Here is a 14439-nt window from a genome sequence, read left to right on the forward strand (position 1 = left end):
TGATTTTCAGGCAACCTTAATTAACCTTAAGGGAATGGGAATTCGATTTGAAATTCCGTTCCGGCCATTGGAATACTGGAAACAGAAATGGAGCCGCCGTGCAGCTCAATAATATCCCTGGCGATTGCAAGGCCCAGGCCGCTTCCTTCCGGCTTTTGTCCCGTATCCGTTCCTCTGTAATAGCGGTCAAAGAGATGTTGCACCGTCTCCGGTTCCATGCCAGTTCCGTTATCGGCAACATAGATGCTCAAAGAGCCGGATAAGGATACGTGCAGCGTGACTTCGGTATCCTCTTTGCCATGCACAAATGCATTGATGATTAAATTCCGAAAAGCCCTTGCCAACAGCGTCTGATCAAAGGAGTAAGGAATCATTTGTCCGGAACTTTCGAAATGGATTGTGCGATTTTCATATTCCGGAGTATTCAGAATGGTAATTGCCAGCTCTTTTAGAAAACGGACGATATCCGTCTCTTCGCGGTTTACGGGCAGCATCCCGTATTCCAATTGATAGGTCAGTTTCAGATCATCCATAAGAGTTTCTATATAAGAAACATTTTTCAGCATGATACCGGCATAACGCCTGCATTGCTCACCGTCCCCGCCGATTTCCAGCAGGATCTCCGCATATCCTTTGATGGGGGAGAGCGGCGTTTTCAAATCATGGGTGATATTGGCAATCCATTCCTCACGCATAGTTTCCGTCTGCAGCCTCAGTTTATCACCGGCCCTGATTTCTTCATCCAGACGGTTCAGGCCGTCATAGAGATCATGGAACACCCCATGATCCTGAACCGGAAGATAGCTGCGGACGCTGATATCCTGAATGACAGCCGTCAGCCGCTTCATTGCGCTTACCGTAAAAAGACCGTAGAGAAGGCCTGAGATTAGCACAAGCAGAAGCAGTGCCGACAAGACGGGTAAAATCACGTTTTTACCGCCCGCAAACCGTTCTCCGTTGACGTACATTGTAACTTTGGAAACATTCACGGGAAAATACAGGATGTAGATATATTCTTCTCCTGCGGCCTTGGCTGTTCCGGTAAAGGCGGCAGTTTCGCCGCCGCCTGATTTTCCTGACTGAAAGAGACGCAGCAATTCCGGGCCGGAATAGGAGGTAGCTGCCTGTTCCGGTTTCCGCCAGCCGAATACTTCACGGCCGGAGGAATCTAAAATCTGGATGCCGATTCCGTTATCCTGCAATGATGCCATCCCGGTCTGTGTAGGCTGCGGCGCGCCGTCGATCCATACAATCTGTTCTGAAAAATCTTCAGTAAATGTTTTGGGCCAGTCACTTTTTTTAATTGCGCCGCCGGTCGTCCGGATGGAGAACGTCATGAAGAAAAGGCAGACGGCAAGCAGGAGCGCTGCAAGCAGAGACAGAAAGAAAATCAGGTAAATATGGAAAATCGCGCGATAGCCTGAGCGTTTCATCTAATCAATCCTTTTTTTGAGCTTATAGCCCAAACCTTTCACGGTGATAAGCTGCCGGGGAGAGGACGGTTCGTCCTCAATTTTCTCCCGCAGGTGCCGGATATGGACCATAATCGTGTTGTCGCAGATACTGCTGTATTCGCCCCAAACCTGTTCGTAAAGACGCTCCTTGCTGATGATTTTATCTGCGTTCTCCATGAGATACGATAAGAGCAGGAATTCCCGTCCGGTCAGCCCGAGTTCCTGTCCGTTTTTGCAGGCGCGGCCGCTTTCCCTGTCAAGAGTAAGCGATCCGGCAGCCAGAAGAGCCGAGGCATTTTCGGAAACCACTGTCTGATACTGCTGTCGGCGCAGCTGGGCTTTGATACGGAATACCACTTCGCGGGGACTGAACGGCTTTGTGACATAATCATCGCCGCCGCAGGACAGGCCGAGGATTTTATCGATATCATCGTTTTTAGACGACAGAAAGAGGATAGAGCAGTAGGAAAATTCCCGGATCTTTTTGCAGACTTCCAGACCGTCTATATCGGGCAGCATAATATCCAGAACAATGACGTCAGGCTGAAACTCCCGGCAGATGCTCAGCGCTTCCATGCCGGTGCAGGCTTTTTGAATAGAGTGAAATCCGTCTTTTTGCAGCACTTCCTCCAACAGATCGATAATATCTTTTTCATCGTCAACCAGTAAAACTTTATGATCCATTTTATACCTGCTTTCTTTTCCGCGCCAAGCCCGGGCTGTCGGGCTGTTTCACTCTATTTGTCAGTTATGGCCGTTGTGATGCTTATTATGGCATTTTCCGCGGCTGTCAGGGGTGCAGCCGTCGTCCGGGGAACCGGAAACAGCATCCGGATCCGTCTGTCCGTCCCGGCGTTCCCCGTTCTGTTCCGTCCTGTGTTCACAATGTTCCGTATGCCCTCTGATCTCTTTCATGGACTTATTCTTGAACTCATCCAGAGTAGCCATGGGATCCACATCCAGAAGTTCCTGGATAGCGTAATATTTGCCGACGGACATTCCGTGGCTGTGCGCTTCGCTGCACATATGGCTGTCCACGCTGGCATATTCCGCCGTGACATTTCCATGGCACTGTTCTAATGCGGTATCTACGCAGTTCTGAAGATTTTCCAGAAGCCGGCTGTTTCCGTTGCTGTTTTCCAGGGTGACGGATACCACGGCGTTGTTTTGCAGATAGGACCGCATGGCCTCACTGCCCAGCAGGCGTTCCATGGCGTCCCCGTATTCCAGATGTTTCAGGGAGACTTCCCGGAGCACGTTTTCCCCGTCCGTCCCGTAGGGAACCTCGTCCACGACCCTTCCCCAACGGTTAATATCCAGTTCGATACTGGGATTGACATCAATGCTGATGGTGGCGGCCTCGGTATAATAGAGCTTGTAGCCTCCGAACCCGCTTCCCACAAGAAGCATGAGACAGGCGGCGGAGATGGCCCATTTCATTCCGGATGAGGTGAAACGGCGTTTCCTGTGCGTTTTTTTCTGCTGTTTTCTTCTCATTTTGCCGACAACAGCGGCGCATGTGCGTTCTTTCAGTGCATCATCACATTTAACGGCGTCAAATGCGTTTTGGATATTCTGTTTCACCTTCCTCACCTCCCAGTCTGTCTTTCAGTTCCGCTTTGGCTCTTGCCAGATGCGTGTATACCGTATTGACATTCTTATGTAAAATACCTGCGATTTCCACGGAGGAATATCCTTCGTAGTAGTGCAGATAGATCAGAATTTTATATTTTTCAGGAAGCTGTATCACGGCCTCCAGCACCTCAGAATGTTCATCGCCGTCCGGCGCCGCCGTGGCCATGGCCTCCTCCAGGGAACAGGTGTTGCGGCGGAAAAAACTGCGCAGCACATCCTTGCACCGGTTGACGGTCACGCGGATCAGCCAAGCTTTTCTGTGCTCCTCGGACTGAAAGGGTTCGGAAAAAAGGGCGTATTTCAAAAATACATCCTGAAATACGTCCTCCGTATCGCTTTCGTTTTTCATATAGACAAAGCAGATATGCTTCACCATATCGGCGTATTGGCCGATTGTCTGCTCTACATCCGATTCCTGCCGCATGGTTTCTCCATAAAGTTATTTTTATCTGTGATGTGAGCCGTAGCCCTGCCTGTTGTGATGGCTGCCGCGGTTCCCGCTTTCACTGTGATGACCGTTTGAATTGCTGCCGTCCCCGGACTGGTAGCTTTCACAGTCTCCATGGTCATGAGTGGTACAGTATTCATAACCGGTACAGTCTTCGTATCCTCTCGGACAGCTCCACTCTGCTCCGAACGCCAGGCTGCTGCCTGCAAATGCCAATACAATTCCAGTTGCTGCTGTTGCCATTATAGTTCTGATTTTCATTATTTTCAATCTCCTTCTTTCATTCATTTCAATTATAATACGAATAGGGCAGGGGAATCCTTTCAAAGCGGTGAAATTTTTTTATTTATGAAAATAGGAGTATTGCGTATATGGCTGGCTAATAAAGGTTTTACGGTAAAAATCAAAAACGTCTGGATATCCAGGCGTTTTTGATTATAGACAAAATAAATTATTTATTTTTCACTCTGGAACTTAGGAATGATCAGGCTGATGATTCCGCCGGCCAGCGCGCCGAGCGCCATGACGGCAAAAGCCATGGGATAGCCCGCCCTTTCAGCCATAAAGGTAGGGATGTATGAGGCGATACTGCCGCCCAGTCCGAGCCCGATCAGGACGGTGAAGGCAAACATTTTATCCGCCGCGTTCTGATCATTTAGGATATCCATATTGATTGCACCCATGGTCGCATTTGTGATAGGTACGCCCCAACCGCACAGGATACAGCCAATTAAAGCAAACGAGTAGGAAATGGGCGCAATCACGGGATAGAGGGCTGTGGTGACTGCGGCCACCATAAAAGCAGGAATCCCCATGGTAAAGCAGCGGGCTTTGATCGGCGGCCAGCCTTTTTTAACTAAATTATCTGAGATAATTCCGCCGACGGGAGTAGAGACAATACCGATCAGTCCGGCCAGAAGGCTGATAAAGCCGCTTTGAACGGTATCATAGCCCAGATGATCCGCATAATTCCCGACAAAGTTCAGATAGCCGGTCAGCTGCCAGCAGTTAAAAAACATGCATGCGACCAACAGCCATGCGCCGACCGAGCGGTACGGGTTGACATGGGATCGGGCCTGCGCTGCCGACTGTTCAGGAGCGGATTCCCGGTAAAGGTCTTTCGGCGGATTCTTCATGAGAATTGCCCAGACAGCGGCGGCGATGGAAAGAATAACCGCAAACAGCTTAAATGCACCCTGCCAGCTGCCGGCAATTTCAATCAGGAGTTTAGCGACAAAGTTGCCCATACCGATGCCAAGGACCAGGGAGCCGCCGATGACGCCGGAGGCAAATCCGCGGTTTGCGGGCGGGAACCAGGCAACCGTGCTGTTTGTTCCGACTACCCAGAGAATGCCGAATCCCTGGAGAAAACGGAAGACCAGAACCATGGTAAAGCTGGATGCATAAGGTACGCCGAAAATCCCGACCACCATACAGATAAGCCCGACAATGCCGCCGGTGCGGTAGCCGTATTTTGCGGCAATCTGTGTCTCGACAAAACTTCCGACTGCATAACCCATCATAAACGCTGACGCCCCCAGGCTCGCAACCGACTTCGACACATGAAAGGTTGCCACGAGTTCATTGAGCGCCGTACTCCAGGTGGTCAGTCCCGCGTATGCCAATGCGCATACCACAAAATTGATTACCAGAATTACCCAACGGTAACTGGACGTTACATTTTTTTTCTGATTACTGTTCATTGTTTCCCCCTTTGTTTTAGAAAACACCCTTCTGATCCCTTTCTATTTTCTGCCTTTCAAATACTTTTTCTCAATAGAAGCACAGAGAGAGTAGAGGGAATCTACCATATTCCCAACATACAGGCCTCCGATTTGCCCGACCAGCATATAGGCATCCAGCTTGTCAAAACCGTAATCCTCCACCATCCAGTCAATCAGTCCGCCGTAGGCGATGCGGGCGGCGTCCTCCATCGGCTTTGCGCTGCCGATTACCATGATTTTGTCCTCGGATTCGACTCGGGGCCATTCAAGAGATTTACCCTTTATCAGTTCAAAGCTCAGGGTGCATTTGGCCGGAATTTCAAGTGCCGCACCGGTCACTTCGCCTTGTCCCTGGTTAGCATGGCAGTCGCCGATGTAGAAAAGCGCGCCTTCATTATTGACCGGCAGGTAGATTTTGTGGCCTGGGCGAACGTCGGGCACATCCATATTGCCTCCAAAGTAACCGGGAGCGACAGCGGTGATAGATTCCAGTTTCGGGGCCGTGGCCATCGTGCCGCAGAAGGAAGAGACGGGGAGCTTGATGTCCAACTGCTTATTATAGACAGCAGTGTTATTGTCTACCAAATCCCAAATCCAGGTTTTTTCAGGAAGCGCATCCTGAAGCATGCGGGTGGTATTTGTGGATTGAAGTCCGCCGAAATATTTGATCAGCGCCGTGACAGCATAGGGCCTGGTGAATTCAATGGATTTAAAATCGACGACCAGGGTATCGCCCGGCTCTGCTCCATTGATATAAATTGGGCCTGTCTGGGGGTTGAAAAACTGTGTGGTAGCGCAGGCCTCCGATACTAAGTCTGCTTCGGAGTGGAGTTGGCCGGCGTAAGCGTCCTCTGTGTAAATTTCCAGGATATCACCCGGATCTACGCTTAAAATGGGTTTAAGATCTGCGCTGAAAAGATAATTGTAACTTGTTGGTTTGACAGTATGGTACATATTGGCTCCCCTTTCTACTCTACATGAAATGTTTTAATGGTTCATTGCTTGTTATTTACGATCAGTCCCTGTGCACAAAAGATTGATGTTTTTAGAACATCTTTTATTCCTGTCGGTTCTCTTTCTATTCGTAATCTTACACCAAAATGAAACGATAATAAAATACCGTTTGTACTATTTTTGAAATAACCCAAATGCTATGGGAAGGAAAACGGATCGAATCTGTCTGAACCCCATAGCTTTTGTATTATGACAAAGATGGTTCCAATGGTATTTTACTTTAAAAAAGTGCAATGCTAAGATGAAATTAATCCAAAAGCACCCGGGGGCGGAAATTTTCCCGCAGGAGCGAAACAGCATTTTTAAGCTGTGAAAAAACAGAAAAGGAGAATAATAATATGAGCAAGCGCAGACAAAAATCCATGGACGGAAACACTGCGGCGGCCTATGTTTCCTATGCATTTACCGACGTAGCCGCCATCTATCCCATCACCCCTTCCTCCGATATGGCCCAGCATGTGGATGAGTGGGCGTCCGAGAACAGGAAAAACATATTCGGAGAAAAGGTACAGGTCATCGAGATGCAGTCGGAGGGAGGCGCCTCCGGGGCGATTCACGGCTCCCTTCAGGCGGGGGCTCTCACCAGCACCTACACCTCCTCCCAGGGGCTGATGCTGATGCTCCCCAACATGTTTAAGATAGCGGGAGAACTTCTTCCCGGCGTCTTTCACGTCGCATCCCGCCTGGTGGCCTCCAACGGCCTCGGAATCTTCTGCGACCACTCCGATGTCATGGCGACACGCACCACCGGCTTTGCCCTCCTCAGCGCCGCCAGCGTCCAGCAGGTCATGGATCTGGGAGCGGTGGCCCATCTAACGGCCATCCGCGGCAGAGTCCCTTTCCTCCATTTTTTTGACGGCTTCCGCACCTCCCATGAGATTCAGAAGATTGAGGTGCTGGAGTACGATGAGCTGGGAAAACTCATCGATATGGAAGCGGTGAACGCCTTCCGGAGAAATGCATTGAATCCGGATCACCCCTGTGTGCGCGGCACTGTTCAGAACGCAGACATTCACTTCCAGCAGAGAGAGGTTATCAATAAATATTGGGAGGAGCTCCCTGCCATCGTGGATCATTATATGGGGGAGATTGGGAAGCTGACCGGGCGCGAATACCATCCGTTCAATTACTACGGCGCGCCGGACGCAGAGCGTCTAATCATTGCCATGGGTTCCATGACCCAGACCATCGAGGAGGTGGTGGACGCCCTCAACGCGGTCGGGGAGAAGGTGGGCCTTCTGACCGTTCATTTATACCGCCCGTTCTCCCTGGAATACTTCTTCAAATATATTCCGGACACCGTAAAAGCCATCACGGTTTTAGACCGGGTTAAGGAGATAAACGCCCAGTCCGAGCCTCTCTACATGGATGTAAAAATCGCCTATTACGGAAGAAAATTCCAGCCGAAGATCGTCGGCGGCCGGATCGGCGTCGGCGGCAAGGATATTCGCCCGACTCATATCTTCGATGTGTTTGAGAATATGAAACAGAAATCGCCAAAAGATCATTTCACAGTAGGCATCATAGACGATGTAAATGGAAGCGGGCTTCCCGACGCGGGGGATATCGAGATCGAGGATCCGGGCACCACAGCCTGCAAATTCTGGGGACTGGGCTCCGACGGCACGGTGGGAGCAAACAAAAGCGCGATCAAAATCATAGGAGACAACACAGAGCTGTACGCCCAGGCCTATTTTGCCTACGACTCCAAGAAATCAGGAGGCGTTACCGTATCGCATCTTCGGTTTGGAAACAGCCCGATCCGCTCCACCTATTTAATCGACCGGGCCGATTTCGTGTCCTGCTCCCAGCAGTCCTATGTGGATAAATACGATCTGCTGGCGGGAACCAGGCCGGGAGCCGTGTTCCTGTTAAACACCATCTGGAATCGGGAGGAGCTGGAACAGAACCTGCCCGTATCCATGAAACGCTACATTGCCGAAAATAAAATCGAATTCTATACCATCGACGCGGTGGACATCGCCAGAAAGCTGGGCCTGGGAAACAGGACCAACATGATCATGCAGGCCGCCTTCTTTAAGCTGGCCGGGATCCTGCCGGTGGAGGACGCGGTCCGATATCTGAAAAAATCCGTTTCCGACACCTACGGCAAAAAGGGCGACGATATCGTGGCGATGAACTGCGCGGCTATCGATCAGGGCATCTCAAGCATCGTAAAGATTGACGTGCCGGAGGAGTGGAACGGCGCGGACGAGGAGCTGGCGGCGGAAGGCGGGAACGCGGCGGCAGGAAGAATCGGCATGGCCGCGAGAAAGCCTGGCGCGGCGGAAAGAGCAATCGGTTTGGCTGCGGGAAAGTCCGGTGCGGTAGCAGATAAAATCGCCGTAACCGCAGGAACGCCCGCCGCGGCCTCCGATTCCGGCAAAACCTTAGATTACATAAATGATTTCTTAATTCCCGTGAACCGTATGGAGGGCGACTCCATCCCGGTCAGCGGCATGATCCCCATGGAGGACGGCTCTTACCCCTCCGGCACCGCGGCCTACGAAAAGCGCGGTGTGGCGATCCGCGTGCCGCACTGGAACGCGGAGAAATGCATCCAGTGCAACCAGTGTTCCTACGTCTGCCCCCATGCCTGCATCCGGCCGGTGCTGACCACCGCCCAGGAGACAGAGATGGCCCCGGAGGGCTATGAGACGAAACCGGCAAACGGCGCGTCTGGCTTAGATTTCCGGATCGCCATTTCACCGAACGACTGCACCGGTTGCGGAAACTGCATCAACGTCTGCCCGGCGAAGGAGAAAGCACTGGAGATGAGGCTTTTGTCCGAGGAACAGACGCAGACCCCCCTCTGGAATTACGCGGTCTCCCTGCCCGAGAAGAAAAATCCTTACAACCGTCTCACCGTCAAGGGGAGTCAGTTTGAAAAGCCGCTGTTCGAATTTTCCGGCGCCTGCGCCGGCTGCAGCCAGACGCCCTACATCAAGCTTCTGACCCAGCTCTTCGGCGACCGGATGATGATCGCCAACTCCGCCGGCTGCGCCCATGTATTCTCCGGCAGTGTTCCGTCCACGCCTTATACGAAGGACGAAAAAGGCCACGGCCCCGCATGGAACAGCTCCCTGTTTGAGGACACCGCGGAATTCGGCCTCGGCATGTTCATGGGTACCAAGCAGGTTCAGAAACAGCTTGCCTCCCAGGCGGCCAGAGCCCTGGAACTGGATTTGGATGACACCCTGAGGGACGCTCTGACGGATTGGCTTGAGAACCGCGAGGTCTCCGAAAATACCCGGGAACGGGCGGAAAAGCTGACGAGAGCCTTAAGGCCCTACAAGGATCAAAATCCGATTCTTTCTGACATCTATGAGAATCGGGATTACCTGACCAAACGCTCCCAGTGGCTCATCGGAGGCGACGGCTGGTCCTACGACATCGGCTACGGCGGACTGGATCACGCTCTGGCATCCGGGGAAAATATCAACGTACTCGTTCTGGACACAGAGGTCTACTCCAACACCGGAGGCCAGGCGTCCAAAGCTACCCCGACGGCGGCCATCGCCAAATTCGCGGCCGGCGGCAAGCGGACGAAGAAGAAAGATCTGGGACGCATCTTCATGTCCTACGGCTATGTGTACGTGGCGCAGATCAGCATGGGAGCCGATCAGGCCCACACCTTGAAGGTTCTGGCGGAAGCGGAGGCCTATCCCGGCCCGTCCATCGTCATCGCCTACTGTCCTTGTATCAACCACGGCATCAAAACCGGCATGGCAAACTGCCAGCAGGAGGAAAAAGACGCCGTGGCCTGCGGCTACTGGTCCCTGTACCGCTATAACCCGGCCCTGGAGGAAGAAGGAAAGAACCCTTTCAGCCTGGATTCCAAGGAGCCGACCAAGCCGTTCCGAGATTTCCTGATGAATGAAGTCAGGTTCTCTTCCCTGAAAAAAGTGTTCCCGGACGAGGCGGAGGGCCTGTTCGAAAAGACCGAGCAGGACGCCATGGACCGCCTGGCCTATTACAAAAAAATGGCGGGGAAGGCATAAAACACAAAAACATAGCCCGGCGGCGTGAAACGCGCCGAATAAGGAGGGAGCAGACAGTGAAAAAAGAAAATCTGGCCGAGCGGCTGGTCGGAAAAAAAATGGAGCCGCGTTATATGGAATACAACTGGCGGGACGTGATCCTCTACGCGCTGGCGGTGGGGGCCAAAAGAGAGGATCTTCTCTACACCTACGAAAAGAACCTGAAGGTTATCCCTACCTACGGCACGGTTCCCTATTGGGGAACGGTCAACGTGCGCCCCTATCAGTGGATGCCCTTGCCGGCCTCCATGCTGGCTGACGAGATCATAAAGCCGACGATCTCATTTCTGAACATGGATCATGAGATCGTCATGCACCGTCCCATCGACCCGATCAAGGGAACCTTCCAGTACCAGGACGTCATCACCGACGTCTATGATCGGGGAGAGGGAAAAGGGGCCGCGGTGCGGACGCGGATCGACGTCCGCGACGAAGCTGGGAACGCGATCTGCACCAATTACTCCACCACTTTTTTCCACGAGGCCGGCGGATTCGGCGGAGCCCCCATGCCGAAGAGCCCGGTGGAGATCCCGGACCGCTGTCCTGATATCGAGGCAGATGATCTGATCAGCCCGGTTCAGAACCTGCTCTACCGCCTGACCGGGGACACCAACCTGATACACGTGGATCCGGATTACGCGAGGAAAATGGGCTTTGAGACCTCCTTTATGCAGGGGCTCTGTTCCTTCGGTTTTGCCTGCCGGATGGCGGTGGAGGCCCTGATCCCCGGGGAACCAGAGCGTATGGCCCGGATGGCCGCCCAGATGAGTTCCGTTCTGTTTCCCGACACGCCCATCCGGCTGCAGCTCTGGAACATAGGGAAGGGGCGGGCCTATTTCAGGCTTATGAACCTGCTGACGGGCAAACCGGTTTTAAACCGGGGCGTATTTAAATGGAATTAGAAGAACCTTTCGGCGCGTTCCGACAGGAGTATCACTGCGCTGGAAAAATAAGAACACATTTCACAGAATAAAGGAAAGGAAGCGCTCTTTATGGATTTTTCACTGACAAGGGAACAGGAGCTGCTGCGCCGGCTGGCCGAGGAATTCGCGGAAAACGAGCTGGAGCCGGTGGCGGCCGACATGGATCGGAAACATAAATTTAATATGGAAAACTTCAAAAAAATGGCGGAGCTGGGCTTCACAGGCCTGGGAATCCCCAGAGAATACGGGGGAAGCGGCGGCGGGGCCGCGGAAAAGGTCATCGTCATCTCCGAATTTGCCAAAAAGTGCCTCACCTCCGCGGCCACGCTCTCCATCCACGGAATTACTCCGGGCGTGCTGCTCAAATACGGCACCAAGGAACAGAAACAGAGCTACCTGCCCAGGCTGACTCAGGGCAGCAGTCTGGCGGCCTTTGCCCTGACCGAGCCGGGAGCCGGATCCGACGCGGCCGGCGTCAAGACAACGGCCCGCTACGACGCCGGGACGGACGAATACGTCTTAAACGGAACGAAATGCTTTATCACCGGCGGAGCCTTGGCCGACGTTGTCATCGTGTTCGCCCTCACCAACCCGGAACTGGGAACCAAGGGCCTCTCCGCCATCCTGGTGGAAAAAGGGACTCCCGGTTTCGCCGGTGGGAAAGTGGAAGAGAAGATGGGTCTGTGCGGTTCAGAGACTGCGGAACTGATCTTCGAGGACTGCCGCGTGCCTGCCGCCAATCTGGTAGGAAAAGAAGGGCAGGGATTTAAGATCGCCATGGAAGCCCTGGATGGGGCCAGAATCGGAGTCGGGGCCTCGGCCGTGGGGCTTTCGGAGGGAGTGATCGACCTCAGCGTCAAGTATATGCATGAACGCGTCCAATTTGGGAAACCCATTGCGGAGCTCCAGGGGCTTCGCTGGTACATTGCCGAGATGGGAACCAGGACAGAATCCGCAAAATGGCTGGTGTACTATGCGGCCTATCTGCAGGACAGCGGGAAGCCCTTTACCAAAGAAGCGGCCATGTGCAAGCTGAATGCCTCAAAAGCCGCCCGGTTCAATGCAAATCTGGCGCTGCAGATCCACGGAGGATACGGCTACATGAAGGATTATCCGCTGGAGCGGATCTACCGGGATGCAAAAATTACGGAAATCTACGAAGGGACCTCAGAGGTTCACAAAGTAGTGATTTCCAGAGCTATGCTGGGAAGATAGGAGGAAGAGAAGATGAAGATAATCGTTTGCGTCAAACAGGTTCCCGACACCTCCGGAAAAGTGTCCGTCAAACCGGACGGAACTCTGGATCGGGCCTCCATGGCCACAATTATAAATCCGGATGATCTGAATGCGGTGGAGGAGGCCTTAAATTTCAAAGATCAGTTCGGAGCTGAAGTGGTAGTCTTATCTATGGGGCCGCCGCCGGCCGAGAGGATGCTGCGGGAACTCATGGCCCGCGGCGCCGACCGCGCGGTATTAGTCTCTGCCCGTGAATTCGGGGGTTCCGATACCTATGCCACCTCCCAGATCCTGGCCTCCGCCATCAAAAAGGTCGGTCTCGAAAAAGAGGATATCATCCTGTGCGGCCGTCAGGCCATCGACGGCGACACCGCCCAGGTGGGCCCTCAAATCGCGGAAAAACTGAACCTTCCGCAGGTATCTTATGCGGCGGATATTAAAAAAGAGGGTGATTATCTGACGGTCAAGAGGATGCTGGAGGACGGCTATATGCGGATCCGCCTCCGGACGCCCTGTCTCCTTACCTGTATCAAGGAACTGAACGAACCCCGATATATGACCGTGCAGGGGATCTTCGACTGTTATGGGAAGCCGTTCACGGTCTTTGACTACGAGGCATTAAAGGACGATCCGCTCATTGACCCGGCAACCATCGGACTGAAAGGTTCTCCGACCAATATTTTCAAGTCCTTTACGCCGCCGGTAAAAGGATCCGGCGCCATGCTTGAAGGTGATGGCAAAGAGACATGTGACAAGTTGGCGGGAATACTGGCCGCCGGAAATTTAATCTGACGGAAGGAGGAATCAAAGCGATGTCTGACTACAACAGTGCTGCGATTAATAAATTTAACGGGGGAGTATGGGTATTCTGCGAGCAGCGGCAGGGCAAGATGATGACGACTTCCTTTGAACTGCTGTCCGAGGGCCGGAAGCTGGCGGATCAGCTGGGTACAAAACTTTATGGTGTCCTTTTGGGAAGCGGGATCGAGGCGCTTGCGAGGGAGGCGGGCGGCTATGGGGCCGACGGTGTCTATGTCGCGGACAGCCCTCTGCTTGAACTTTATACCACAGACGGGTATACCAAGGTGATCTGTGATCTTGTAAAAAAATACAAGCCGGAAGTCTTTCTTTTGGGAGCCAGCAATATCGGCCGGGACCTGGGGCCCAGATGCGCCGCCAGGCTGCACACGGGGCTCTGCGCCGACTGCACACACCTGGATATCGACGTCCCTGGTTATCAGGAATTCCTGCGCAGTTCCTCCTCTCTGGCTCCGGCCGTCATCGACGGGCTCGATGAAAATGACCGGAACTTAAAGATGACAAGGCCGGCTTTCGGCGGACATCTGATGGCAACGATCATCTGTCCCAGATTCCGCCCGGCCATGGCTACCGTGCGCCCCGGCGTGATGAAAAAGAGCGCCTTTGACCAGGCAAAAGCCGATGCTTGTGAGATCCTTCACCCGGCCTTCTCCCTGAAGCAGGAGGATCTCCTGGCGGAGGTTCTTGAGGTGATCAAGTCGGCCGGAAAACAGGTGGATCTCATCGGCGCCGAGGTGGTGGTTTCCGTGGGCCGCGGGATCGGAAAAGACGTGGAAGGCGGCATAAAGCTGGCCAGAGGACTGGCCGGAGAGCTCGGCGGCGTGGTCGGCGGCTCCCGCGCGGCGGTGGACTCAGGCTGGCTGTCCGCCGATCACCAGGTAGGGCAGACCGGAAAAACCGTACATCCGAGAATCTATATTGCCCTCGGAATCTCCGGTGCCATCCAGCATAAGGCCGGCATGCAGGACTCCGAGTGTATCATCGCCGTCAACAAAAATGCGTCGGCTCCGATCTTCGAGATCGCCGATTACGGCATCTGCGGCGATCTGTTTAAAGTCACGCCTCTGCTGATCGATGCGATCCGGGAGGCTAAGGCGGCGAAGTAAAAGAAACAGCGAGGGAAAATTCTTTATATTGTCCACAGAT

Annotated in this window: 12 protein-coding genes; 5 read left to right on the forward strand and 7 right to left on the reverse strand. The window is 53.3% G+C overall.

Annotated features, from left to right (window positions below; all coding sequences use genetic code 11):
• Positions 1–26: 26 nt before the first annotated feature.
• The 7 genes from EJL91_RS01950 to EJL91_RS01980 form a co-directional block, all read right to left on the reverse strand.
• On the reverse strand, positions 27–1433 hold the full coding sequence (locus EJL91_RS01950) for a sensor histidine kinase (RefSeq protein ID WP_125140278.1): 1407 nt from the start codon (positions 1431–1433) through the stop codon (positions 27–29).
• Complete coding sequence (locus EJL91_RS01955; RefSeq protein WP_125140279.1) at positions 1434–2138, reverse strand: response regulator transcription factor; 705 nt, start codon at positions 2136–2138, stop codon at positions 1434–1436. It lies immediately after the preceding gene.
• A 60-nt stretch (positions 2139–2198) separates the two neighbouring features.
• On the reverse strand, positions 2199–3038 hold the full coding sequence (locus tag EJL91_RS24820) for an anti-sigma-I factor RsgI family protein (protein ID WP_243125207.1): 840 nt from the start codon (positions 3036–3038) through the stop codon (positions 2199–2201).
• Positions 3010–3513: an RNA polymerase sigma factor gene (locus tag EJL91_RS01965; RefSeq protein ID WP_125140280.1), complete on the reverse strand. Its 504-nt coding sequence runs from the start codon at positions 3511–3513 to the stop codon at positions 3010–3012. Before EJL91_RS01965 ends, EJL91_RS24820 begins: the two co-directional genes overlap by 29 nt.
• 21 nt (positions 3514–3534) lie before the next feature.
• Positions 3535–3798, reverse strand: coding sequence for a hypothetical protein (locus tag EJL91_RS01970; RefSeq protein WP_125140281.1), 264 nt, complete (start codon positions 3796–3798; stop codon positions 3535–3537).
• A 194-nt stretch (positions 3799–3992) separates the two neighbouring features.
• On the reverse strand, positions 3993–5240 hold the full coding sequence (locus EJL91_RS01975) for an MFS transporter (RefSeq protein WP_125140282.1): 1248 nt from the start codon (positions 5238–5240) through the stop codon (positions 3993–3995).
• 42 nt (positions 5241–5282) lie between these two features.
• The gene (locus tag EJL91_RS01980) at positions 5283–6215 is read right to left on the reverse strand and encodes an acetamidase/formamidase family protein (RefSeq protein ID WP_125140283.1); all 933 of its coding nucleotides are present in this window, start codon (positions 6213–6215) and stop codon (positions 5283–5285) included.
• Positions 6216–6613: 398 nt separating this feature from the next.
• On the opposite strand from EJL91_RS01980, the gene nifJ reads away from it, so the two are divergent.
• The 5 genes from nifJ (at position 6614) to acrA (ending at position 14399) form a co-directional block, all read left to right on the forward strand.
• Complete coding sequence (gene nifJ / locus EJL91_RS24825) at positions 6614–10276, forward strand: pyruvate:ferredoxin (flavodoxin) oxidoreductase (RefSeq protein WP_125140284.1); 3663 nt, start codon at positions 6614–6616, stop codon at positions 10274–10276.
• 56 nt (positions 10277–10332) lie between these two features.
• Positions 10333–11217 (forward strand): MaoC/PaaZ C-terminal domain-containing protein, encoded by an 885-nt coding sequence (locus tag EJL91_RS01990; protein WP_125140285.1) that lies wholly within the window; start codon positions 10333–10335, stop codon positions 11215–11217.
• A 90-nt stretch (positions 11218–11307) separates the two neighbouring features.
• Positions 11308–12453, forward strand: coding sequence for an acryloyl-CoA reductase (gene acrC, locus EJL91_RS01995; protein WP_125140286.1), 1146 nt, complete (start codon positions 11308–11310; stop codon positions 12451–12453).
• Between the two features lie 12 nt (positions 12454–12465).
• Complete coding sequence (gene acrB / locus EJL91_RS02000) at positions 12466–13266, forward strand: acryloyl-CoA reductase electron transfer subunit gamma (RefSeq protein WP_125140287.1); 801 nt, start codon at positions 12466–12468, stop codon at positions 13264–13266.
• Positions 13267–13286: 20 nt separating this feature from the next.
• On the forward strand, positions 13287–14399 hold the full coding sequence (acrA, locus tag EJL91_RS02005) for an acryloyl-CoA reductase electron transfer subunit beta (protein ID WP_125140288.1): 1113 nt from the start codon (positions 13287–13289) through the stop codon (positions 14397–14399).
• Positions 14400–14439: the final 40 nt, after the last annotated feature.

The sequence above is a fragment of the Clostridium transplantifaecale genome (assembly GCF_900626075.1).
Classification (GTDB): Bacteria; Bacillota; Clostridia; order Lachnospirales; family Lachnospiraceae; genus Otoolea; species Otoolea transplantifaecalis.

Bases quoted from the DNA above. Each gene is read 5' to 3' on its own strand.
- EJL91_RS01950 (WP_125140278.1), bottom strand. From the start codon at position 1,433: ATGAAACGCTCAGGCTATCGCGCGATTTTCCATATTTACCTGATTTTC.
- EJL91_RS01955 (WP_125140279.1), bottom strand. From the start codon at position 2,138: ATGGATCATAAAGTTTTACTGGTTGACGATGAAAAAGATATTATCGAT.
- EJL91_RS01965 (WP_125140280.1), bottom strand. From the start codon at position 3,513: ATGCGGCAGGAATCGGATGTAGAGCAGACAATCGGCCAATACGCCGAT.
- EJL91_RS01970 (WP_125140281.1), bottom strand. From the start codon at position 3,798: ATGAAAATCAGAACTATAATGGCAACAGCAGCAACTGGAATTGTATTG.
- EJL91_RS01975 (WP_125140282.1), bottom strand. From the start codon at position 5,240: ATGAACAGTAATCAGAAAAAAAATGTAACGTCCAGTTACCGTTGGGTA.
- EJL91_RS01980 (WP_125140283.1), bottom strand. From the start codon at position 6,215: ATGTACCATACTGTCAAACCAACAAGTTACAATTATCTTTTCAGCGCA.
- nifJ (WP_125140284.1), top strand. From the start codon at position 6,614: ATGAGCAAGCGCAGACAAAAATCCATGGACGGAAACACTGCGGCGGCC.
- acrC (WP_125140286.1), top strand. From the start codon at position 11,308: ATGGATTTTTCACTGACAAGGGAACAGGAGCTGCTGCGCCGGCTGGCC.
- acrB (WP_125140287.1), top strand. From the start codon at position 12,466: ATGAAGATAATCGTTTGCGTCAAACAGGTTCCCGACACCTCCGGAAAA.
- acrA (WP_125140288.1), top strand. From the start codon at position 13,287: ATGTCTGACTACAACAGTGCTGCGATTAATAAATTTAACGGGGGAGTA.